21 protein-coding genes are annotated in these 23770 nt (G+C 40.7%); 14 read left to right on the top strand and 7 right to left on the bottom strand.

The window, feature by feature from the left end; translation table 11 throughout:
• Positions 1 to 357: 357 nt before the first annotated feature.
• From QE450_RS15905 to cyoD, 5 genes are all read left to right on the top strand, one after another.
• A complete protein-coding gene (locus tag QE450_RS15905; protein ID WP_273613614.1) occupies positions 358 to 627 on the top strand; it encodes a hypothetical protein in 270 nt (89 codons plus the stop codon).
• Positions 628 to 913: 286 nt separating this feature from the next.
• Positions 914 to 1945: a cytochrome aa3 quinol oxidase subunit II gene (gene qoxA, locus QE450_RS15900; protein WP_273613613.1), complete on the top strand. Its 1032-nt coding sequence runs from the start codon at positions 914 to 916 to the stop codon at positions 1943 to 1945.
• A gap of 68 nt (positions 1946 to 2013) precedes the next feature.
• Complete coding sequence (locus QE450_RS15895) at positions 2014 to 3990, top strand: cbb3-type cytochrome c oxidase subunit I (RefSeq protein ID WP_273613612.1); 1977 nt, start codon at positions 2014 to 2016, stop codon at positions 3988 to 3990.
• Complete coding sequence (gene cyoC / locus QE450_RS15890) at positions 3990 to 4610, top strand: cytochrome o ubiquinol oxidase subunit III (RefSeq protein WP_273613611.1); 621 nt, start codon at positions 3990 to 3992, stop codon at positions 4608 to 4610. Before QE450_RS15895 ends, cyoC begins: the two co-directional genes overlap by 1 nt.
• Position 4611: 1 nt before the next feature.
• A complete protein-coding gene (gene cyoD / locus QE450_RS15885; protein WP_069325649.1) occupies positions 4612 to 4953 on the top strand; it encodes a cytochrome o ubiquinol oxidase subunit IV in 342 nt (113 codons plus the stop codon).
• Positions 4954 to 5322: 369 nt separating this feature from the next.
• On the opposite strand, the gene galU is transcribed toward cyoD, so the two are convergent.
• The 6 genes from galU to QE450_RS15855 all read right to left on the bottom strand — a co-directional run bounded on the left by galU (position 5323) and on the right by QE450_RS15855 (position 12223).
• The gene (gene galU, locus QE450_RS15880; RefSeq protein ID WP_307300495.1) at positions 5323 to 6216 is read right to left on the bottom strand and encodes a UTP--glucose-1-phosphate uridylyltransferase GalU; all 894 of its coding nucleotides are present in this window, start codon (positions 6214 to 6216) and stop codon (positions 5323 to 5325) included.
• A gap of 66 nt (positions 6217 to 6282) precedes the next feature.
• Positions 6283 to 6660, bottom strand: a complete 378-nt coding sequence (locus QE450_RS15875) for a GtrA family protein (protein ID WP_307300493.1) — start codon at positions 6658 to 6660, stop codon at positions 6283 to 6285.
• Positions 6647 to 7651 (bottom strand): glycosyltransferase family 2 protein, encoded by a 1005-nt coding sequence (locus tag QE450_RS15870; protein ID WP_307300491.1) that lies wholly within the window; start codon positions 7649 to 7651, stop codon positions 6647 to 6649. The genes QE450_RS15875 and QE450_RS15870 overlap by 14 nt, the downstream gene beginning before the upstream one ends.
• A 48-nt stretch (positions 7652 to 7699) precedes the next feature.
• Positions 7700 to 9781, bottom strand: a complete 2082-nt coding sequence (locus QE450_RS15865) for an ArnT family glycosyltransferase (RefSeq protein WP_307300488.1) — start codon at positions 9779 to 9781, stop codon at positions 7700 to 7702.
• A 244-nt stretch (positions 9782 to 10025) separates the two neighbouring features.
• A complete protein-coding gene (locus QE450_RS15860) occupies positions 10026 to 11549 on the bottom strand; it encodes a sensor histidine kinase (RefSeq protein WP_273613606.1) in 1524 nt (507 codons plus the stop codon).
• A gap of 2 nt (positions 11550 to 11551) precedes the next feature.
• A complete protein-coding gene (locus QE450_RS15855) occupies positions 11552 to 12223 on the bottom strand; it encodes a response regulator transcription factor (RefSeq protein WP_273613605.1) in 672 nt (223 codons plus the stop codon).
• A 263-nt stretch (positions 12224 to 12486) separates the two neighbouring features.
• Here QE450_RS15855 and kduI point away from each other — a divergent pair, with 263 nt between their 5' ends.
• The 7 genes from kduI (at position 12487) to QE450_RS15820 (ending at position 18397) form a co-directional block, all read left to right on the top strand.
• On the top strand, positions 12487 to 13317 hold the full coding sequence (gene kduI, locus QE450_RS15850; RefSeq protein WP_307300484.1) for a 5-dehydro-4-deoxy-D-glucuronate isomerase: 831 nt from the start codon (positions 12487 to 12489) through the stop codon (positions 13315 to 13317).
• 44 nt (positions 13318 to 13361) lie between these two features.
• The gene (locus QE450_RS15845; protein WP_301263692.1) at positions 13362 to 14123 is read left to right on the top strand and encodes a DeoR/GlpR family DNA-binding transcription regulator; all 762 of its coding nucleotides are present in this window, start codon (positions 13362 to 13364) and stop codon (positions 14121 to 14123) included.
• 17 nt (positions 14124 to 14140) lie between these two features.
• Positions 14141 to 14893: a 2-dehydro-3-deoxy-D-gluconate 5-dehydrogenase KduD gene (gene kduD / locus QE450_RS15840; protein ID WP_274171871.1), complete on the top strand. Its 753-nt coding sequence runs from the start codon at positions 14141 to 14143 to the stop codon at positions 14891 to 14893.
• A 70-nt stretch (positions 14894 to 14963) separates the two neighbouring features.
• Positions 14964 to 15812, top strand: a complete 849-nt coding sequence (locus tag QE450_RS15835; protein WP_307300481.1) for a sugar phosphate isomerase/epimerase family protein — start codon at positions 14964 to 14966, stop codon at positions 15810 to 15812.
• Positions 15813 to 16012: 200 nt separating this feature from the next.
• Positions 16013 to 16843, top strand: a complete 831-nt coding sequence (locus tag QE450_RS15830) for an SDR family NAD(P)-dependent oxidoreductase (RefSeq protein WP_273613601.1) — start codon at positions 16013 to 16015, stop codon at positions 16841 to 16843.
• A gap of 269 nt (positions 16844 to 17112) precedes the next feature.
• Positions 17113 to 18057 carry a thioredoxin-disulfide reductase gene (trxB, locus tag QE450_RS15825; RefSeq protein WP_307300478.1) on the top strand — a complete coding sequence of 315 codons (945 nt, stop codon included), beginning with the start codon at positions 17113 to 17115 and terminating at the stop codon, positions 18055 to 18057.
• A 106-nt stretch (positions 18058 to 18163) separates the two neighbouring features.
• Positions 18164 to 18397, top strand: coding sequence for a glutaredoxin family protein (locus QE450_RS15820; RefSeq protein ID WP_069325635.1), 234 nt, complete (start codon positions 18164 to 18166; stop codon positions 18395 to 18397).
• A gap of 522 nt (positions 18398 to 18919) precedes the next feature.
• Here the strand turns inward: QE450_RS15820 and QE450_RS15815 are convergent.
• Positions 18920 to 20083 carry an ROK family protein gene (locus QE450_RS15815; RefSeq protein ID WP_274171873.1) on the bottom strand — a complete coding sequence of 388 codons (1164 nt, stop codon included), beginning with the start codon at positions 20081 to 20083 and terminating at the stop codon, positions 18920 to 18922.
• 234 nt (positions 20084 to 20317) lie between these two features.
• On the opposite strand from QE450_RS15815, the gene xylA reads away from it, so the two are divergent.
• Together xylA and xylB are read left to right on the top strand one after the other, a co-directional pair.
• Complete coding sequence (gene xylA, locus QE450_RS15810) at positions 20318 to 21634, top strand: xylose isomerase (protein WP_069325632.1); 1317 nt, start codon at positions 20318 to 20320, stop codon at positions 21632 to 21634.
• Between the two features lie 621 nt (positions 21635 to 22255).
• Complete coding sequence (gene xylB / locus QE450_RS15805; protein WP_307300471.1) at positions 22256 to 23752, top strand: xylulokinase; 1497 nt, start codon at positions 22256 to 22258, stop codon at positions 23750 to 23752.
• Positions 23753 to 23770: the final 18 nt, after the last annotated feature.

Raw genomic sequence — 23770 nt, 5'->3', positions numbered from 1 at the left:
ATCTAATCATACAGTTAATCTACGAATATTTTGACGAGAAGTAATGAAAAAATATTTTTTCTTCTATATATAAATATATTCTTATCAAATATGTAACTATGAATATATTAATAGGGAGATGAACAAAGGCGATATTTTCTGTATTATACAGAGAATGTCGCCTTTTTGACCATGAAATACATACCATTTGACAATAATTTGTAATAAATAATATAGAAATAAGAAGAATATAATTAAATAACGAATCAAAAGGGGCAAATTGTGGTAATAGAGACTATAACAATAGAAACGTAATTTTTAAAGTGCTCCTAGTTTGGAGTAGCAATGGATACTAACATAAGAGGGGAGTGCTTAATTATGGCGACAAATACAAAAGGCCGTTCAAATTCACCCGGAAAAAATGCACGCGGATTAACTCGTTTGCTAACAATTATAGGTTGGATTGCTTTTGTTGTTGGTGTAGTAACGATTATTTTGAATATCCAACCATTTAATGATAACAACGCTGGATTGATGATGGGTATCGGATGTGTAGTAGGAAGTGTATTTATTTACTTTATTGGTAAATCGATCGGTTCTATGCAAGTTCGTAATGAAGAAGGAAAAGAAAGTATCAATGATGATTAAAAAATGAGATTTACGATAAAATAAATCCTTTTTAATTAAATACATGCTCCTTTAAGAATTAATTCTTAAAGGGGCTTTTTTACGGAATCACAATATGATAATATATAAATAATGTGAAAAGATTCACGATAACCTGTTAATAAATTGACAGATTTGTTAACAAGTCAAAAAAATGTGGAATTTACACCTTCTATGGATACGCAAATAGCACACTTAGTGTTAACATAGAAATGTGTGGTTTCAATATTATGAACGTCTTAAACGTTATGTGAGAAAGGGGATTAAGATGAACAAAAAACCGGGTTCTCGTCTTATGATGTGGGTTATGATTATTGTGTCGGTTCTGTCACTCGCTTTGACGGTATGGGCACTTTATGCAGGTAGCCACAATTACTTTGTTCTCGATCCGAAAGGACCTATTGCCGCAGGACAAAGAGATCTAATCGTGATTTCCACGATTCTAACTGCCATTGTTATTGTTCCGGTAACAATACTCACTTTTGTTATAGTGTGGAGATACCGTGACAAACCAGGTAGAAAAGCAAAATATGATCCGGATTTCAACCACAGCACCAAGCTTGAAACCATCTGGTGGGGGATTCCAATCATCGTTATTGCTGTACTTGGTATTGTAACTGTGCGTTACACTTATGCATTAGAGCCTTCTGTAGCGATTCAATCACAGAAGGAACCTATTACAATCCAAGTTGCTTCTATGGACTGGAAATGGTTATTTATGTACCCGGGCGAAGGTATTGCTTCTGTGAACTCTATTACGATTCCAGAAGATACACCTGTACGATTTGAACTGACTTCTGATGCTCCGATGAACTCTTTCTGGGTGCCAGAACTTGGTGGACAAATTTATACGATGTCGGGTATGGCTATGACATTGTATCTACAAGCTGATCATCAGGGAACATTCTTTGGATCAGGTGCTAACTTCAGTGGTGAGCATTTTTCCCAAATGAGATTCGATGTGAATGCTGTATCTGACGAGCAATATCAGACTTGGGTCAACAAAGTTAAAACCGAGTCTAAACCTATGAGTATGGAAACATACCAGTCGCTAACGGTTCCTGGAACTGCTGACAAACAAACGTTTTCTGCATTCCCGGAAGGTCTATTCCAACAACTTGTTACCAAATACTTGCCAGGCGGTTTAGCAGGCGGTAAAGATCGTGCTACTCACACCACTCCTTCTACTCAGATTGATGAGAAACAAAGTGAAGAAGGACAAAGTGATATGGGAACAGGCGATCACGATGGCATGGAAATGAATGATCAAGAAAGCACAGACACGAATACTAGCAATTAAGTTCAGATTTATTTGAAGTTAGTTGTACCGTAGCGTGTGACATAAAAGACAGGGAAAGGAGCTCCCCGATGCTCGAGAAAATTAAAGATTTTGCATCTGACTTTTTCGTCACCGGCGACCCACTAATTTACGGTGCAGATGTATCTATCGGACTTGCGATGATTGCTATCGTTGTGGGACTCACCTATTTCAAAAAATGGGGCTGGTTGTGGCGTAATTATTTAACAACAGTTGACCACAAAAAAATCGGTATCATGTATATTCTTGCTTCGATTTTGATGTTGTTCCGTGGCGGCGTGGATGCCATTATGATGCGTACTCAACTCGCATTCCCAAATCTCGAATTTTTACATCCTGAACATTATAATCAGGTATTTACGACGCATGGCGTAGTTATGATCCTGTTTATGGCGATGCCATTTATGTTCGGACTCTTTAATATCGTTGTTCCTCTTCAATTGGGAGCACGCGATGTAGCTTATCCATTCTTGAACGCATTAAGTTTCTGGTTGTTCTTCTTGGGTGCGATGCTATTTAACTTATCTTTCGTTATCGGTGGTTCACCGGATGCAGGATGGTTGAGTTATCCACCACTATCAGAACTCCAATTTAATCCAGGACCTGGACAGAACTTCTACATCTGGGGTATTCAGATCTCAGGTATTGGTTCACTTGCAACGGGTATTAACTTCTTGGTAACGATTATCAAAATGCGTGCACCAGGCATGACATTTATGAAAATGCCTATGTTTACATGGTCTGTATTCGCAACATGTATCATTATCATTTTCGCTTTCCCAATTTTGACAGTTACACTAGCACTATTGTTTATCGATAGGTTTGCGGGAGCTCACTTCTTTACACTCGATGGTGGCGGTAACCCGATGATGTATATCAACTTGATCTGGATGTGGGGTCACCCTGAGGTATACATTGTTATATTACCGGCGTTCGGTATTTTCTCCGAAATCGTCAGCGTATTCTCACGTAAAAAGCTATTTGGTTACACATCCATGGTATTCGCCATGTTGATTATTGCATTCGTATCGTTCTTTACCTGGGCGCATCACTTCTTCACGATGGGTTCTGGCGCAGATGTTAATGCGTTCTTCGCATTATCAACGATGCTGATTGCAATTCCTACAGGGGTTAAAATCTTTAACTGGTTGTTTACGATGTATCGTGGTCGAATTCGCTTCGATCTGCCGATGCTCTGGACGATCGGATTTATCCCATGTTTTATTATCGGTGGTATGACAGGGGTTCTATTGTCTGTTGCTCCTGCTGACTTCCAGTATCATAACAGTTACTTCCTAATTGCTCACTTCCACCAAGTTCTTATCGGTGGTGTAGTATTCGGTTATTTCGCTGGTATGTACTACTGGTGGCCAAAAATGTTCGGTTTCAAACTGAACGAAACATTAGGTAGATGGGCATTCTGGTTCTGGAACATTGGTTTCTATGTATGTTTCATGCCTCAATACCTGCTTGGTCTAATGGGTATGACTCGTCGTATCAGTACATTTGATTGGGACACTGGCTGGGGTCCATTAAACGTTGTATCCACAATGGGTGCATACTTGATGGGTGTAGCGTTCTTGTTCCAAGTTCTTCAAATTGCTTATAGTATCAAAAATCGTGAAGTCGATACGACTGGCGATATCTGGGACGCTCATACTTTGGAATGGAGTATTCCTTCTCCTGCACCAGAGTATAACTTTGCAGTGGTTCCAGTTGTGGATAGTAGAGATCCGCTATGGGTTGAGAAACAGCGTCGTGCGGCTGGTAAGCTTCCGAAAAATCCGCCAAAACCTGTATATGCTCCAATTCATATGCCGAAAAACTCTGCAATTCCAATTATAATGTCAACATTCTTCTTTATTGCCGGATTCGGCTTTGTCTTCTTATGGACATGGATGGCGGTTCTTGGTCTGATTGGTGTAGCAGGTTGTATGATTGCTCGCTCTTTCCAATACGATACCGACTATTACATTCCAGTTGAAGAAATTGAGAAGACGGAAGCATCGATAAGGGGGACGGTCTAATGGCACAAGCTGTATCACAGCATGGTCACGACCATGATCATAGTCATGACCACGGGCATCACGATCCGCAAGAAATGAAACTTCTTGGTTTCTGGATCTTCCTAATTACCGACGTTATCTTGTTCGGTACTTTATTTGCAACATATGTGGTTCTTCATAAAAACACTGCCGGTGGTCCCGGTGGTGCAGAAATATTCGAAATGCCTGGCGTTATCGCTGAGACATTTATCTTGTTAACAAGTAGTTTTACAAGCGGACTTGCTGTACTTGCTATGAACAAAGGAAATGTAAAACAACTTATTTCTTGGTTGATCGTTACTTTTATTCTAGGTGCAGCATTTATCGGGCTTGAAGTAACGGAGTTTGTGAAATTGATTGGAGAAGGACACGGAATCTCTGCAAGTGCATTCCTAAGTGCATTCTTCACACTTGTCGGAACTCACGGACTTCACGTCTCGGTTGGTCTAGTCTGGATGTTGTTATTGATTATCCAATTGTCTCGTCGTGGTATCACTGACGTAACACGCGGTAAAATTAACGTCATCAGCTTGTACTGGCACTTTTTGGACGCGGTATGGATCTTCTTGCTATCCGTCGTCTACTTGTTGGGGGTGATGTAATATGGCGCAGCATTCAACAGATTCACATGCACATGGTGAAGATCATGCTCATGGCTCGCTTAAATCTTATATCATTGGTTTTATCCTTTCGATTATCTTAACGATTATTCCGTTAGTTGTTGTTATGAACCATATGTTCCAAGCAACAGCAACGATTCTAATCATTATGATCACTGCGGTATTGCAGTTCGTTGTACAGCTATTCTTCTTTATGCATGTACGCGATCGTACAGGTAACCAACCGCGTTGGAACGTAATGGCTTTGATTTTTGGTCTAGCGATTGTATTGGTTGTTGTATCTGGTTCTGTATGGATCATGGCTTACAACGGCGTAGGATACTAATCCACTAGATAAGAACTCATAAGTGCAAGATACGAGATAGACTTTAAAAGCTCTTTTGCTGGATCTACTACAGATTGTTATGCTGTAGTGGTGAAAGTAAAAGAGCTTTTTTTGCTATAGCGTTTGATAGGGATGATTAGATTATGTAATCCAGGTAAGCCTAATTAATATCTAATTTAAAGGACAACAGCAAATACAGTGCATTATCATAGTCGATGATGTAATACTGTAATAGATAACAACAGCAGTATAGCAAAAAGAGTCTTGTTCCGCTGTGACAAACAGCAAAGCAAGACTCTTTTATAGATGTGATACATAATGTATAGCCGATACAAAGTGATCATCATAATGTATAGCTACTTGAGAACATTACCCTAATTGAGGGATAAAAGAAGTAACACGATATTGTAACTGATCCAAATACGTTTGAACTTCATCACGAAGTTCAGGACGCTGAAGAGCAAAATCAATTGTTGCTTTGACATAACCAAGCGGATCACCGATATCATAACGATTACCTTGAATCTCTAACGCTGCGATATGAGGTAAGCGTGAGATCGCATCGGTTAATTGAATTTCGCCACCTTTGCCAGGTAATGTATCTTCCAAATAATCAAAGATTTCAGGAGGCAATACGTACCGTCCTATCACTGCTAGATCAGATGGAGCATCTTCGATAGCCGGCTTTTCTACAATATCGCTAACAGGAATAATCGAATAAGGAGTGTTGGGTATAACCGATGGAGCGACAATCCCGTATTTATTCGTATGTTCATAAGGCACATGTTGTACACCTACAATCGCTGTAGAAGGATATACATTTTGATTCAATAATTGCTGTAATCCGGGTACTTCATTAACGATAAGATCATCACCCAGTAGTACCGCAAAAGGTTCATTTCCAACAAACTGCTTGGCGCAAAAAATGGCATGTCCTAGACCTAAAGGTTTCTTTTGACGAATATAATGAATATCTGCCAGTTCCGAAATACGATTCACCTGTTCTAATAAAGCATGTTTCCCTTTGGAAGCTAAATCAAGTTCAAGCTCAATCGAATGGTCAAAATGATCTTCAATCGAGCGTTTGCCACGTCCGGTAACAATAAGGATAGATTCGATCCCACTAGCAACGGCTTCTTCAATAATATATTGAATCGCTGGTTTATCAACGATAGGTAACATTTCTTTTGGTTGTGCTTTGGTAGCAGGCAACAGACGTGTGCCAAGCCCAGCAGCAGGTATAATCGCTTTACGAACTTTCATCGGAATTCCTCCTGAATCTGTATTGTTATCATACAGGTACGTTATATCTGTTATGCAGACGTTTGATTAACGGAATACCCATAATTTACTGACCGTATAGTTGATTCCTAATCCCAAAATAGTTACTGCTATTTTGGCAATCCAGACCGGAATACTCGCAGGAACCAAGCTGATTGCAATAGCTGTAATAATAGCAACTGTTATATTTACCAGTAAAAAACGGAGTATTTCTGAAAAGTCAAAGCCTTTACCACGTGCAAACGTCCAACGACGATTCCAGAGATAACTGTTCAATGTTCCAGCGCCATAGCCGATAAACTGAGCGGCTACAACGCCTGTAAAGCTCTGTAGTAGCATAAAAACAACAAAGTCGATAACAGTATTGGAGACACCAACTGTAGCAAATCGAATCGCTTGATTCGCAAATAATTTAGAAACCAGCATGACGTTGTTCGCTCATCATACGACGTTGTTCTTGCAATTGTTCATGCACAGGAAGTGGTTGTTCTTGAGCAAAATTTCTAGTTTGCTGTATCAGATAAAGAGGACGTTGCTTCACTTCATCATAGATCCGGCCAATATATTCACCGATAAGACCAAGAATGACTAACGTAATCCCATTTAAAAATAAGATCGTCGCTACGATAGAAGCCCACCCTGGTGTGGTTGAAAAATGCAGTAACTTCTGAGCCAGTACAAAGATCAGATAAAAGAAACTGAATAACGATACCACACTCCCTAGAATACTGGCTAATTTTAAAGGCTTGAGCGAAAAAGCGACCAGTGCATCTGATGCAAAGCGGATCATTTTTTTAAGAGGATATTTGGTCTCACCTGCAAAGCGTTCTTCACGTACATAACTGATAGATGTCTGACGGAAGCCTACCCAGCTCACCAGACCACGAACAAATCGATTATTTTCTTTTAATGTTTTCATCGCTTCACATACTTTGCGATCGATTAAGCGAAAATCACCTGTATCCATCGGGATATCAATATCACTTAATTTGTTCAGTGTGCGATAGAACATCGAAGCAGACCATTTTTTAAAGCCTGTTTCACCTTTACGTTCTGCCCGGGTAGCATAGACGACATCGTAGCCTTCTTTCCATTTTCCGATCATTTGCAAAATCAATTCTGGTGGATCTTGAAGATCAGCATCAATAACAACGATCGCTTCACCTTGAGCATGATCCATACCCGCAGTAATCGCAATCTGATGACCAAAGTTACGGGAAAAGTCGATCCATTTCACAGATGTATCTTGAGCACAAAGCTGATTCACAATAGAAGCCGTTTGATCACGACTTCCATCGTTTACAAAAATTAATTCATAAGGTTCATTTGTTTGTTGCATCACTTCAGTCAGGCGACGGTAACATTCCATTACAACAGCTTCCTCATTATATACAGGTACAACGATTGAATATCGCATAGGTTTTCCTCCTTATAAATACATCTTTATGTCATCACAACAGTGGGGTTACGATTGATTTAATTCATATAAAGTCAGTTGAGAACTTCTGCCACCGCCACCGCGTTGAGAACGTTGAGAAGTCGTATCGGTTGATGTAGTAGAGTTAGCACTCCATTCACTTTGTGCAATTTCAGTGCCATGTGCTTGTACCCATGACGTCAAATCTGAGCTCCCACTACCCATACCGCCACCAAGAATCACATATTTAAGTTCGCCATTGGTGACTAGCGCTTCGAGTTGAGTCGTTGTCAGGGCAGTATCAGAGCCTTTGAATCCGCCCCATGCTATTACAGGAGAGCCGGTAGCTAAAATGATCGGTGTAGCTGTCTGTGAAGAAGTAGTGGCTACCAGATATTTCTCACCAGTATTATGTTGTTGCAAATAAGTGATCAAACCAGAATCAATAGTAGAGCTGTTACTGCGTCCGCTAGAGGTTGCTAATTCCGGTCCGGCAGAAGGTTGTGTAGAATTGCCTCCATAGATTGCTGGTGTCATCGACCAGTAGGCAGGTGCAACAAGTAAAGCGACAAGAGCCAGAGTGAGTGAGATTCTGTTCATCGATTGACGTGAACGAAGGGCAATCCCTATAGACACCAGTCCGATCAGAGCTGCTACAATACCAAGAATCATTTGATCTAATGAAATTGTAATATATAACCCAGTTGCGATCCCTATGAGCATAAATACCGTCAACCAACGCTTGTGTATATTTTGCCATAAATAAGCGAGCGCTGCACCTGTGAGAGCGGCAATCGCAGGAGCCATCATAATAAAGTAATAACGATGAATATGCCCTGCAATACTGAAAAAGATAATCATCGGTGCAAGCCATGCTACCCAGAACAGCACGATATGTCGTTGTTCCCGGCGTTGCAACCATAATATCAGAGCACTCAATAAGGCTAAAGGAAGGAACCATGCGATTTGCCCTGCATTGGCTGTACTAAATAATCGAAGCCATCCAGCATCACCAGCGTCATTACTACCACCGCCAGAACCACCCATTCCACCACTGCCAGATCGTCCACCATCATTACCCCCACCAAATCCGCCTTGTGGTGGAGCATTTCCGTTAGTATTCTGAACAGAAGCGGTAGAATGATCTGCACTAACTGTAGTAGTTGTAGGCTGATCCGATATTGCCGATATTTTTGCATTGGATGTATCTGTTGAAGTGTTAGCTGTTGTTGGTGTGCTACTTGAACTGATAGAGCTTGATGTTGCACTATTATTGCTACGACCATCAGGTGTACCAGATGGCATGGTACCCATTCCACCACTGCCGCCACCACTAGAATCACCTGTAAGACGACTGATTCCGTTGTAGCCAAGCGCAAGTTCCAGTACAGAGTTGGATGTTCCACTACTTCCTACAAAGGGACGTTGATCCGCAGGTGTAAGGTCAACAATGACTGCCCATGATAGAGAAATCATTCCCATCAATACACTAGCAGTTAACAAATGAAGTATTTTTTGTTTCCATTGTCCTTTACGAGCTAACCAGTAGAGAAGGTAGAACGCAGGGAGTACCATAAATGCTTGTAGCATTTTGGTATTAAATCCTACTCCAACTAGTCCGAATGCGATACAAAGGGTAAGTAGTTTGCCACTGCGTACACTTTTGAACAATAGATAAGTCGCTAGCATTAAAAAGAAAACTAGTGTGCTATCTGCATTATTCGTGCGACTAACAGCTACAGCGATTGGCGTTAACGCCATAATCAGCCCGGCGATACGTGCGGCGGTGATTCCAAAGTGAGGCTTAATTATGAGATACAGTAAAATAACAGAGCCAGCTAATCCAAGTGCAGATGGTAATGCTAGACTCCAACTATGAATTCCAAATAGTTTGGCGCTGATCGCTTGAAGCCAGAAAGCAACCGGTGGCTTATCAATCGTAATAAAACCACCAGGATCATAAGCATTGAAAAAGAAATTATGCCAGCTCTGTACCATGCTTGTAATAGCAGCAGTATAGTAACTGTTCAGATCACCTGATTGATTAATGTTATATAGCGAAAGACCCGCGGTGATAAGCGCCAGTATAGCTAAAATCGGATCTATCCTTCGAATGCGGGATTCTTTCACTTGTATATATCCTCCTTTGTTGATCACGTCGTATAACTTTATGTAAAAAATATAACAAGGGTTTATGAACAAAAAATGAACGTTGCCTTAAAGGCGGTTAAAGATTGCTATAAATACATATAAAAAAACGAGAAACCCTTAACATACAAGGAATTTCTCGCTTATTGATACAAGATGAATAGAACCTGAAAAGAATATATTGATATTGTAAAATGGGTCAACACCTAGCTCTGATTTAAAAAAGTTAAGATCCTTTGGGTTGTTCAACAGTTAACGGTAAAAAAACAGTCATTTTGGTTCCTTGTCCATCCCCACTAGATCCTTCTATTCGTCCACCATGCAATCCAATAATCTTCTGCACAATCGACAACCCTAATCCATTACCACCGGTGACTGATGTACGTGACGTATCGACTTTATAAAAGCGATCAAAAATATGTTCTAAATGATCAGGTGCTATTCCGCAACCGGTATCTTGCACCGATGCTATAATCCATTGCTGATCATGTGTAAGCGTAATATAAATATTCCCTTGTTCCGGAGTGAACTTGATCGCATTGGATAATAAGTTAATCCATACCTGACTGAGTAAATCTTCATCTCCGTCAAATGTAATTTTGTCGAGATCAGCAGATAGATCGATATTTTTTTCCATCCAAAGAGGGACACAAGAAGCGACAGACATTCGGATCTGTTCATCCAGACGGAAAGGAACAGTATGAAGTTTAACAACATCGAGTGAAGCTAGTTTTAACAGATTGCTACTAAGCTTGGATAATCGTTCACTTTCCTGTTCAATAATCGTCAAATGTCTGACCTGCTCAGGAGAAGCACTATCTCGCAAAGCTCCTGCAAATCCACGAATAGAAGTCAGAGGAGTCTGAATCTCATGCGATACATTGGATACAAATTCTTGACGCATCGCTTCGATCTTAGATAATTCGCCAATCATTCGATTAAAGTTACGGCTTAATTCACCAATCTCATCGTTACGTCGTAGATTCACACGAACTTGATAATCGCCTTTGGCTACACGTCGGGTCGCTTCTGATAATTTGGCAATCGGCTTGGCAATTAAGCGAGCCGCAAATAAAAACAGCACAACCCCAATCACTAACATAACCGACAAGACTAAAAACATCCAACTATTAAATTGATTCACAAAATGACCGGGTGCAGGACGAGCAAAAAGAGCATATTTTTGACCATTACGTTCAAACGGTACACCGACATAACGAGGTTCTTTTTTATCTTTTGAATTAAAAAATGAAAAATCAAAACTAGGGACAGTGTTATTGGTAGTCGGTATAGCTGTAGGGTGATAGACCTGTCCATTTAATACTTCTTCTTTCACAGTCTCTGGGATATTCCATTGATTCAAAGGATCAGGAGGTGTTGGTTTTGCTTTATTTTTTGTATCTGTTGAGGTGCTTGTTGTAGAAGCAGGCGGTGTCGGAGGTACAGGTGGAGGGGAAAGTCCCGGAGGCCCTCCCGGTCCCTCACCAATAGAACGATACGTCGTACCATCTGCGCCGATCACTACAATCTGCATCTGTCCGCCCTGACTATCTAGATATTTCTGAATCATATTTTTGGGAATAGAAGATTGAATCTCAGCCATAGACTTGGCATCTGCCAAAATACGATCTTCTACAAAGTTAACCTGTTGTCGTTGAAATACCCAATCAGACATCAGTAAAGTAATGACAAAGCTGGCTACTACAACTGCAATAAACGTAAGTACCAGCTGACTATAAATATTTTTCAACCTTATTTCACCTCAATCCGGTAACCGATGCCCCGAATTGTCTGAATCGTAAATCCATTTTCTTCTGTAAAACGATCGCGTAGACGCTTAATATGCACATCGACTGTACGCTCATCACCATCATAATCATGCCCCCAGATTTTTTCGATCAATTGATCGCGTGTAAAAATCTGTCCCGGGAATCCAGCAAGAGTATATAACAGATCAAATTCTTTGGCAGGCAAAGCTTGTAGGCTACCATTTGTATCTGCTTCTTTGGTCGAAGCATCCAGTCTGACATTACCAATCGAAAGAGATTCGCCTGAAAAAATGCGATAACGTCGCAATAAAGCTTTGACGCGCATAACCATTTCTTCAGCTACAAAAGGCTTCGCTAAATAATCATCTGTACCCAAGCGGAATCCTTTGATTTTGTCTTCAGATTCACCTTTGGCAGTCACTAGAAGAATCGGTACATCTCCATAATAACGGCGAATATCTTGCGTTAGTTGCCATCCGTCCATATGAGGCATCATCACATCCAGAATAATCAGATCCCATTTGCCATTTCCAAGCATATCGAATGCTTCTTTACCATCTCGTGCCGTATGCACACTATATCCTTCACGACTCAAATACATATGAATTAATTCCAAAATGGAAGGATCATCATCAGCTATCAAAATACGTACCATATCGTAACGCTCCTTTACAAGTAATCAGATTAATCGTACCCAGTGCTTGCATTATCATATCAGATCAATATGAAGAATACATGAACGAGATAGTCTGACATTATGTAGATCATAACATCAACCTTGCAACACGCCTATCAACGAATTTGCAAAAAAATCCAAAAAGTGTGATTAATCACTTCCCAAAACGAACAATATGAACTAAAATGAACTTATATGAACATTAGTAATCCAAATTACACTTATTGAGAGGATGAATAATAATGGAAAACCGTTATGTGTCTCACCCGAATGATGTGAAATCTTTTGATACTGATCGTCTACGTGAGGAATTTTTGATCGAATCTTTATTTCAAACTGATGAACTTGTAACCGTATACAGTCATGTAGATCGCTATATTGTAGGCTCGGCTGTTCCTGCTTCAAAAGAGATCAAATTAGAAGTAAATCTTAAAGATATCGGAACAGACTTTTTCCTTGAGCGTCGTGAGATTGGAATTATTAATATTGGAGCTCCCGGTAAAGTCACCGCAGATGGTCAGGAATATGAAGTAGCTGCCAAAGAATGTCTGTATATCGGATTGGGCACCAAAGAAGTGATGTTTTCAGGTAGTGGCAGTGAGCCTGCTAAGTTCTACTTTGTATCCACACCAGCACACCATCAATATCCAACCGTAAAAGCAACCCAAGAAGATGCAACACCAAGTCATCTAGGTAATATCAAAACATCAAATGAGCGTACAATTTACAAATATATTCATCAAGGCGGTATTAAAAGCTGTCAGTTAGTGATGGGAATAACAGAACTGGCTCCAGGTAACATGTGGAATACAATGCCTTGTCATACGCATAACCGTCGTTCTGAAGTCTATCTGTATTTCAATCTGGATGAAAATGCGACAGTATTCCACTTTATGGGCGAACCGCAAAATACCAAACACCTTGTTGTACGTGATGGACAGGTAGCGATTTCTCCAAGCTGGTCGATCCATAGTGGCGTAGGTACAAGCAATTATACATTCTGTTGGGCAATGGCTGGCGAAAATCAAACGTTCGATGATATGGACGCAGTAGCTATGAAAGATTTAAAATAAACCCAAAACCATTCCGGCATCATACTGGAAGGGACGGGGGAATTATGAGTGCATTGAAGCGTCATGAACGCATTATGGAAATATTAATATCTCATCAAGAAGTAACAGTCAGTCAATTGAGTGAGATGATGAATGTTACAGGCAAAACGATTCGTGAAGATCTAGCCAAGTTAGAAGACATGGGATTGTTAACTCGTGTACATGGCGGAGCTGTACTGGCACAAAATGATCAATATGGCATTTTATCTGGTCAAGGAACCAATACCAAGCATATGTCTGAAAAAGTAGAAATCGCCGAGCGGGCGCTTCATTATATACAGCCTAACGATATTATTGCACTCGATGGAGGCAGTACTACGCTTGAGATCGCCAAGCGACTGCCTAATGTGCCATTAACTGTAGTTACCAATGACCTGTTTATTTTGAGTGAACTTGCCAAGCGTGAACAAGTACGTCTGGTCGTTCCTGGCGGGGAACGAACACGTAATATGTTGATTAGTTCGCAAGCGGTAGAGTATGTACGCAGTCTCAATATTCACAAAGCATTTGTATCTTCGACAGCGCTTCATCCTGAATTTGGATTATCGATCTATACGGGTGATCTGGTTCCTTTCAAAAAGGCACTGGTTGAAACAGCGCAACAAGTCTATGGAGTAGTCGATCATCAAAAGTTCGGACAATTTGCATTATGGACATTTGCTGCCTGCCAACAGCTCGATATGATTATTACCGATAGTGGATTGTCTGCTGAACAGATAGAACATTTTAAACAATCCAATCTTCCATTGGATATCGCTACACAGTAGAAAGGATGAATATATTGATGAACAGTTTTGATTTGACAGGCAAAGTAGCTTTGGTTACAGGATCAAGCGGTGGTCTGGGACAGGGGATGGCATTAGGGCTTGCTCAAGCAGGAGCAGATATTATCTCGGTCTCTTATTCAAGCAGTCAAGATACAGTCGATAAAGTAAAAGCATTAGGACGTGAAGCGATCGATATCGAAGCTGATCTGAGCAAGCATGACCGATTGGAAGATGTAGTACATCAAGCATTAGCATTTAAAGGTAAAATTGATATTCTGGTCAACAATGCAGGTATTATTCGTCGTGCTCCAGCAGTCGATCATCCGTGGAAAGACTTTGCCGATGTGATTGATATTAATCTAGAAACAGTGTTTTATCTGTCACAATTGGTCGGTCGTCATATGATCGAACAAGGAAGCGGTAAAATTATTAGTGTGGCTTCGATGTTGTCTTATCAAGGTGGTATCAATGTACCGGGTTATACAGCCAGTAAGCATGGGGTTGCAGGAATTACCAAAGCACTTGCGAATGAATGGGCAAGCAAAGGAATTCAGATCAATGCGATTGCTCCAGGTTATATGCTGACAGACAATACAGCACCGATTGTAGCTGATCCTGCTCGCTTTGATGCGATTACCGATCGTATTCCAGCAGGGCGCTGGGGAACAGCCGAAGATATGCAAGGACCTGTCGTCTTTTTAGCTTCCAAAGCTTCTGATTATTTGAATGGACATGTCATCTGTGTAGATGGCGGATGGATGGCGCGCTAATTCGATTTGGATAAATCGTATCGATTAGCATGAATGTGTACCACAGAATCTATAACAGAAAGGCAGTGTGATGATGAAACAAGGCGTACTTGCACATATCTATGGACAATTGCCACTTGCAGAACTTGCTGCTAAAGTGTCTGCTGGTGGATTCACTTCTGTTCAGTTAGCGCTTGCCAAAGCGATCTCGGATATAGATACATCAAATGGTCGATTAAGTCCCGGACTAGCTAATCATATTGCAGAACAATTTGATCGTCAGAATGTACGCATTGCTGTACTGGGTTGTTATATTGATCCTATTCATCCTGATCTCAGTGAACGTCGTCATGGCATCGAACGGTTCAAAGAACATTTGCGATATGCGCGTGACTTCGGATGTAGTATGGTCGCTACCGAAACAGGTGGATATACGACCTATCAAGCTTCAGAACCGGAACGGTATGCAGAAGTGGGTTGGCGTATTTTGGAAGAAACAATATCTGAATTAGCCGAAGAAGCTGATAAATGGGGCGTACATATGGCCATCGAACCGGTTGCTGATCATACGCTTCATTCTACCGAGCGGATGTTACAGTTAATCGAAGATATTCCTACGACAGCGCTAGGTATGCTGTTTGATCCTTGTAATATGATGAAAACGGAACATGTAGATCATCAAGAAGCTTTTTTACGGGATACATTTGAAAAGTTAGCTCATCGGATGTTGTTGATCCATGCGAAAGATTTTACATTTGCACCGGATGGCACTAAGCCTTATCGTACAGCAGGTACAGGTATACTGGATTATCCGTTATTTTTCCGTTTGCTTCAGGAGTACAAACCTCATATCGATATTTCGCTAGAAGGTGTACCTTTAGATGACCTTCCGCAAGCATCATTATATATGCGCCAAATCTGGCAAGACGTACAGGCTTAATGGTGTAGCTATTATTATTTTTCGATATCCTCCTTTTGAAGAATAGCCTTGATCGTAAGGCTGTTCTTTTTTTTGTAGAATGTGGCAAAATATTAAATCATTGCTATCGTTATCAATAAGCTTCATACTTTAAGTTCATGTTTAATTCTTCTTAACAGATGTATGAAGAAGCAGATAGGGATAAGAAGAAGGAGGGTACGATGAATAATTTACTACATCATCGAAATCGTAAAGTAGCTTTGATTACTGGAGCTGGCATAGGGCTTGGACGAGGAATCGCCAAAGTACTTGCTCATAAAGGATATCGTATTGCGCTTACATATCATTCAGAATCGGATGATATTGACAATGTGACTCAAGAATTATCACATATTTATGGAGCACAGCCGTTTGCTATTCAGACAGACCTTACGCAACCTGATCAGCCAGAATCGGTAATCAAGCAGACGTTAGAACATTTCGGAAGGATCGACTTGCTTGTTAATAATGCAGGTGGAGGCAATGGTACAGCCTTATTGGATCTGGAAATGGGAGATTTAGATCATTCGATCCATCTTAATTATCGCGCACCTATTCTAGCTTCCAAATATGCAGCCCAAGCAATGATTGATCAAGAAATTGCTGGAAATATTATTTTTATCACATCTTCCCGTGCAGAACGTGCTTATCCTACCGACAGCATCTATGGTGGCATGAAAGCGGCATTGATACGCTCAGCGGCTTCATTTGCACTTGAATTTGCTCCTTACGGTATACGGGTGAATTGTGTAGGTCCGGGTGCGACTGTAAATCGACTAGAGTACGATGCTATCAAGCAACCACTAGGACGTAAGATTCCTTTAGGTCGTATGGGTACACCTGCGGATATCGGCAAAGCAGTCGCATGGTTATCTTCTGACGATGCTTCTTATATTACAGGCATCAATTTACGTGTAGATGGCGGATTGATTTTGCCTGGTATGCCAGAAGATACTTCTCCAGAAGCAGGTTATGGCTGGGGCGTTATTTACGATCATTTAGACAAAGATTAAGTGATCATCCTATATGATATAGACTTCAAACCTGCGGACTTCTGTTATAGAAGAAAGCAGGTTTTATTTGTATGCCAAGTGATCCCTTCATGAAAACTTCATTTGACTATAGGCCCTCCTTTTCCTCATAATTGGTAATAGTTTAGAATGATTATAAATTGTATGCAATTAATTTTAACTATTATCTATTAGCTTATAACATTTATATTACTATACACATTCAATTGGGTGTGATTATCATGCTCATCTTAAATATGGAGGAATGCAATATGTACAAATCAATTATTGTTGGAACAGGTCCTGCGGGACTGACTGCTGCGATCTACCTTGCTCGTGCAAATCTAAGCCCGTTGATTATTGAAGGCCCACAACCAGGTGGTCAGTTGACTACAACGACAGAAGTTGAAAATTTCCCGGGCTTTCCTGATGGTATCATGGGACCGGAATTGATGGACAATATGCGCAAACAAGCAGAGCGCTTTGGTGCAGAATTCCGTACAGGTTGGGTGAATAGTGTAGATCTTGGAGATCGTCCTTTTAAATTGCAAGTAGAAGGTATGGGCGAATTGGTTACTGAGACATTGATTATTTCTACAGGAGCTACAGCTAAATATCTAGGTATCCCTAACGAACAAGATAATATCGGACGCGGCGTAAGTACTTGCGCAACCTGCGATGGATTCTTTTTCCGCGGTAAAGAAATCGTAGTTGTCGGTGGTGGAGACTCTGCATTGGAAGAAGCTAGCTTTTTAACTCGTTTTGCTTCTAAAGTAACACTGGTTCACCGTCGCGAAGAATTGCGTGCTTCCAAAATCATGCAAGATCGTGCTCGTTCCAATGAAAAAATCGAATGGGCTTTGAACCAAAATCCACTTGAAGTGGTTGCTGGCGATAGCGGTGTAACAGGTCTTAAAGTGATGAACAACAATACAGGGCAAGAAGAAATCATTCCTGCACATGGCGTATTCGTAGCGATTGGTCATCATCCCAATACAGGATTCTTGAACAATCAACTCACAACGGATGCGAATGGTTATATCGTATCTAACCCAGGTACGTCAGAGACTAATATTCCGGGCGTATTCGCTTGTGGCGATGTGCAAGATACTCGTTACCGTCAAGCGATTACAGCAGCAGGTAGTGGCTGTATGGCAGCGATGGATTGTGAGAAATTTATCGAAGCATTGGAACATCAAGAAGTCGTTGTGGGTTAATTGTATTTTATACAGATCTAACATATATAATGTCTACAGGTAGCAGAATAGCTTCACGTTCTGCTATCTACATAATCTAATTTGATAAAAGGAGTGTTACACTATTATGGAAAAAGCTATCGTTTATACAAGTACTAACTGCCCGCATTGCAAACAGGTGAAAAGTTTTTTGAATGACAAAGGTATCGAGTTCGAAGAGCGTAATATCGAATTAGAAGAAAAATATGCAGAAGAAGCTTGGAACATGGGTGTACGTGCTGTTCCAGTTACATTGATCGGTGAGTACAAAATTATGGGTATGAATATGACTCAATTCAACAAAGCGCTAGCAGAAGCGTAAAATAAGCAAAAAAATAAACGGTAGCCCGGATGATGGGTTGCCGTTTTTTTGTTGATTAGATAATCGTATAAGAATGAAGAAAAGCATGTACGTTGTGCAAATAAAGTACATTTGTATCAAAAAGATAATGTGGAGCATACTAACAGATGATATCGTATCTAAAATAATAACTGGGTGACAGCGCGAAAAATCATAAAAAATCCAAAACCTGCGATCAAAAAGGATACGCCCTTTTTGCGCCTCGCTTGTGAGAAGTTAAACACACTCAGGCTTACTAATGGAACGATGATAAAAGAAAATAAAAACAACATTACGTAAAAAGGCAGCGAAATGTCGGCAGTTCCCAACAGGTTCATGGTAGCTCTCTCCGTTTCACATTCGTTCGTATTGCATAACACATAACGAAATTATAGACCGAAAGAGCAATAGATTTTCCACTAAAATAAGGCAATTTTACGTCAAATTTAAGATAAATAATTCACATTTACTATCAAAATAAATAAGAATTGTGTCCAAATGATATTAAAGCGATACTTTTACCCGACCTAGAAATTGTGAGACAGCCATATAGGCTGTACCGATCACAGTCGATTGATCTTGTAATTCGGAGTATTGAATGATTAACTTTTGGCGATGATAAGGAAGAGTTCTTCGGGATACCACCTCTTGTAAATACTGATCGATCCATGGTTCTGCCTGTCTCATATGCCCGCCAATAATCACTAATTCAGGGTTAAATCCATTGACTAGATTGGTAATACCAATCCCTAAATATTCACCGATTTTTTGAAATAAATCTCTAGCTTCCGGTTCATCGAATTCAGCACGTCTTACCCAATCTGCGGTAGTACTACCGGGAATCGGTTCTTTGACAGCATGATCGTAAGCCAGTTCAGAAGCATATAATTCCCAACACCCCTGACTACCACAAGAACAAGGTAGACCGTAAGATTCTACAGACATATGCCCTGTTTCTCCTGCATACCCACGTGAGCCCTTATACAGTTCCCCTTCAATAATGATGCCTGATCCTATCCCTGTTCCTACACTGACATAGACCAGATGTTGAGCTTGTCTCCCTGCACCGAACTGCAATTCTCCGAGTGCCCCTGCATTAGCTTCATTATCGACAATTACAGGAATATGAAATAAATGCTCTAATTGTTCTCGTAAAGCAACACCTTCCCAACCGAGATTGGGTGCAAATAACACATTTCCTTGTTCATCCACCATTCCTGGTACACCAACTCCCATACCGATAATTCCATGGATCGAATCAGGCAGATTGCGCAACAATACAGTCATTTCGGTCTGTAGCTGCTCAATAACATCTGTCACTTGATGGCTAGCAAGAGGAGAGGTCGAGTTGGCAATAATTTCACCTTCTAGATTGGTCAGAATCAAAATAAGTTCGTTGACTGTAATCTCTACACCTGCGGCATAACCTGCATTTTTGTTAAACAACAAAATCAACGGCTTGCGTCCACCACTAGACTGTCCTTGACCGGATTCGATTACCAGTTGATCGTCAATCAACTCTTGTACAAGATTGGAGACTGTGGCTTTATTCAGTCCTGTTGATTGGGAGACTTGAGTACGTGATAGAGGAGCATACTGGCGAATATTATCTAACACCAGAGACTTATTTATCTTTTTGACAAGCGCTTGATCACCTGTGATTTTCATAATTTTCTTCCTTTCAGATGACTATTCACTAACTTTGTTTAACCGATAGACAAAGTATATCATATATGTTAGGATAGCGATGTAAACGATTTCTTTTTGATTATGTTGGATACATTGTTCTGCCAAATGATTGTTAGATGATCGATTTTAGGCGCACCTTCTCTGCTTACTAAGCCGCTCTAAAAGAGATTTTTGTAACAATCTCATACGAATGATAAGAGGAGGATTTTATTTATGGCTTACTTTGCAAATATCGAAAAAATTACTTACGAAGGTGTCCAATCCAAAAATCCATACGCTTTTAAATTTTATAACCCGACTCAAGTGATCGCTGGTAAAACAATGGAAGAACATTTGCGCTTCGGTATGGCTTACTGGCATACGATGGTAGCAGGTGGAGCTGATCCATTTGGTGTGAATACAGCAGTGCGTCCTTGGGATTCGTATACAGGTCTTGATCTTGCCAAAGCTCGTGCTGAAGCACTATTTGAATTAATGGATAAGCTTGATATGCCTTACTTCTGTTTCCATGATGTAGATATCGCTCCTGAAGGAGATAGCTTGCGAGAATTTTACAGCAATATTGATACGATTGTCGACCTTTTAGAAGGATATATGAAACAATCCGGTAAAAAATTGCTCTGGAATACAGCGAATATGTTCAGTAATCCACGCTTTATGCATGGTGCAGCTTCAACGAGTAATGCAGATGTGTACGCTCATGCAGCGGCTCAGATCAAAAAAGGTCTTGAAGTAGGTAAACGTCTAGGTGCTGAAAACTATGTGTTCTGGGGCGGTCGTGAAGGGTATGAGACATTGCTCAATACGGACTATGCACTAGAACAAGATAATATTTCACGTATGTTCCATATGGCGATCGATTATGCCAAAGAAATTCAGTTTGATGCTCAATTCTTGATCGAACCCAAACCAAAAGAGCCGACAAAACATCAATATGACTTTGATGCGGCAACTACAATTGCGTTCTTGCAAAAAAATGGTCTGGATAAACATTTCAAATTGAACTTGGAAGCGAACCATGCGACGCTTGCAGGACACAATTTCCAACATGAATTACGTGTTGCTCGTACTAATGGTATGTTGGGATCACTGGATGCCAATCAGGGGGATCTATTGATCGGATGGGATACGGATGAATTCCCGGTTGATCTTTATGCGGCGACTTTAACGATGTATGAAGTGTTGCAAAATGGCGGTCTAGGCAAAGGTGGCGTTAACTTTGATGCGAAAGTACGTCGTCCTTCTTTTGAGCCAGAAGATTTGTTCTTAGCGCATATCGCTGGAATGGATACTTTTGCTAAAGGTCTAACAACAGCAGCGCGTCTGATCGAAGATCGTGTATTCGAAGACTTTATCGACAAACGGTACAGCAGTTTCCAAGAAGGTATTGGAGCCGATGTGTTGAGCGGCAAAGCGACATTGTCTTCACTGGCAGAGTATGCGCTTAATAATGAGACTCCTCGTGCCAATGAATCTGGTCGTGAAGAATGGTTGAAATCTGTTCTTAATCAGTATTTGGTGACGGAATAAGAGGGATACACTTTAGGGATTAATTTAGACATGGTATGGGACACGAGGACGCTACGAGAATTTATTCTTCTTGTCGTCGCTGGTAAGGTTGGATATCTTGGTTAGACTGCTGGGCAGTCGATATCCAACCTTACCAGCGAGCGCTTCGCTCTTTCAGAAGAATAGATTCTCTTCGCTTGAGCGTGTAGATACTGTGGATGAGGATAGAAGATTAGAGCAAAAGATAATGCTAAAAGATAAGGTCAAAGGCATGTCTCCCTTATTCCCTTGTGGGGAGGGAGGCATTTTTTGATGCGGTAAGCATTTTGGGAAAATACTTTTGGTTTTGATATAGGGCAAAAATATAAATAAATATAAAGTTTTAAAAGATTAAAAGATTAGAAGATTGAATGATTTATTGTGGGTAGATGTCTGCTATGAGTGCAGTTATGGGCGTAGAATACGTGATAATGGTTGACAATAAGTTTAGAGATAATAAATAATGATTAGCATTTTATGTGATGAAAGAAAAATATATATGTATGGAATTAAAGGTGTTATGAAGTGGTAAAAGGGATTTAATTTTTTTGATATATTTAGTAATTATTTGTGTAGCAAAGATAAATTGAAGGAGGGGTAAGGATGAGTTATGTGATTGGAGTTGATTTGGGGACGAGTGCGGTGAAGACGGTGTTGGTGGATAAGCAGGGGAATATTGCTTATGAGATGTCTGAATCGTATCCGTTATCTCAACCGAAAGCAGGATATAGCGAACAGAGTCCTGAAGATTGGGTAAAAGGGACGTTAACATCGCTCCGTCGGTTGGTAGAGATTTCAGGTGTAGCGTCTGAAGAGATTGAAGGATTAAGCTTTTCGGGGCAAATGCATGGATTGGTGCTATTGGATGGAGACAATAAGGTGATTCGTCCAGCGATTTTGTGGAATGATACACGTACCAGTAAGCAGTGTCGCCGGATTGAAGAGACGTTAGGTGATGAATTATTAAAGATTGCTCGTAATCGAGCGTTGGAAGGATTTACATTGCCCAAAATCTTATGGGTGCAGGAAAATGAGCCAGAGCATATGGAAGCGGCACGATTAGTTTTGCTACCGAAAGATTATGTGCGTTACCAGTTAACAGGTGATCTAGCGATGGATTATTCTGATGCGGCAGGCACATTGTTACTCGATGTAACCGGTAAGCAGTGGAGTGAGAAGATCGCTTCAGCTTTTGATTTGCCTATGTCGTTGCTTCCGCGTCTAATCGAATCATTTGATGATGTAGGTGGATTATTGCCGGAAGTCGCTGAACAGACAGGATTGAGTGTAAATACACGCGTCTATGGTGGTGGAGCAGATAATGCTTGTGGTGCGATTGGTGCAGGAATTCTAAGTGAAGGGCAGACGATGTGCAGTATCGGTACATCCGGTGTCGTGCTGTCTTATGAAGAACGCAAAGATTTGGATTTTGCAGGGAAAGTTCATTTCTTTAATCATAGCGAGCAAGATGCTTTTTATATTATGGGTGTTACCCTTGCGGCAGGGTACAGTCTAGAATGGTTCCGCAGTGCATTTGGCAAAGACCTTTCATTTGACCAGTTATTGCATGACGTGAACAACGTAGCGGCAGGTGCAGAAGGGTTGTTATTCACACCTTATATCGTAGGTGAACGTACACCTCATCCGGATGCAGATATTCGTGGAAGCTTTATCGGTATTGATGCCGCGCACAAGTTACCGCATTTTGCGCGTGCTGTATTGGAAGGAATTACATTCTCTTTACGAGAATCGATTGATATTTTACGCGAATCAGGCAAAAGTATCACTTCTGTCGTATCGATCGGTGGCGGAGCGAAGAATGAGACCTGGTTACAAATGCAAGCAGATATTTTTAACGCCGAGATTGTTCGTTTAGAAAATGAACAAGGGCCTGCTATGGGAGCGGCTATGTTAGCGGCTTATGGTAGCGGGTGGTTCCCGTCTTTGCAAGACTGTGCAGCGGCATTTTTACGTCACGCGAAGTCTTATCAACCTGATCCGGAACGTGCTGAAAAGTATGATCAGTTGTTTGCGATTTATCAGGATATTTATGGACAGACTGCTGAATTGAATAAACGTTTGGCGGCTTTTCGCGGATAGATAGACGTATAGATGGAA

The organism is Paenibacillus sp. SORGH_AS_0306 (assembly GCF_030819345.1).
In the GTDB taxonomy this organism is placed as follows: Bacteria; Bacillota; Bacilli; order Paenibacillales; family Paenibacillaceae; genus Saccharibacillus; species Saccharibacillus kyungheensis.
The sequence above is the reverse complement of the archived record's forward strand: the minus strand, read 5'-3'. Positions and strand labels throughout refer to the sequence as shown.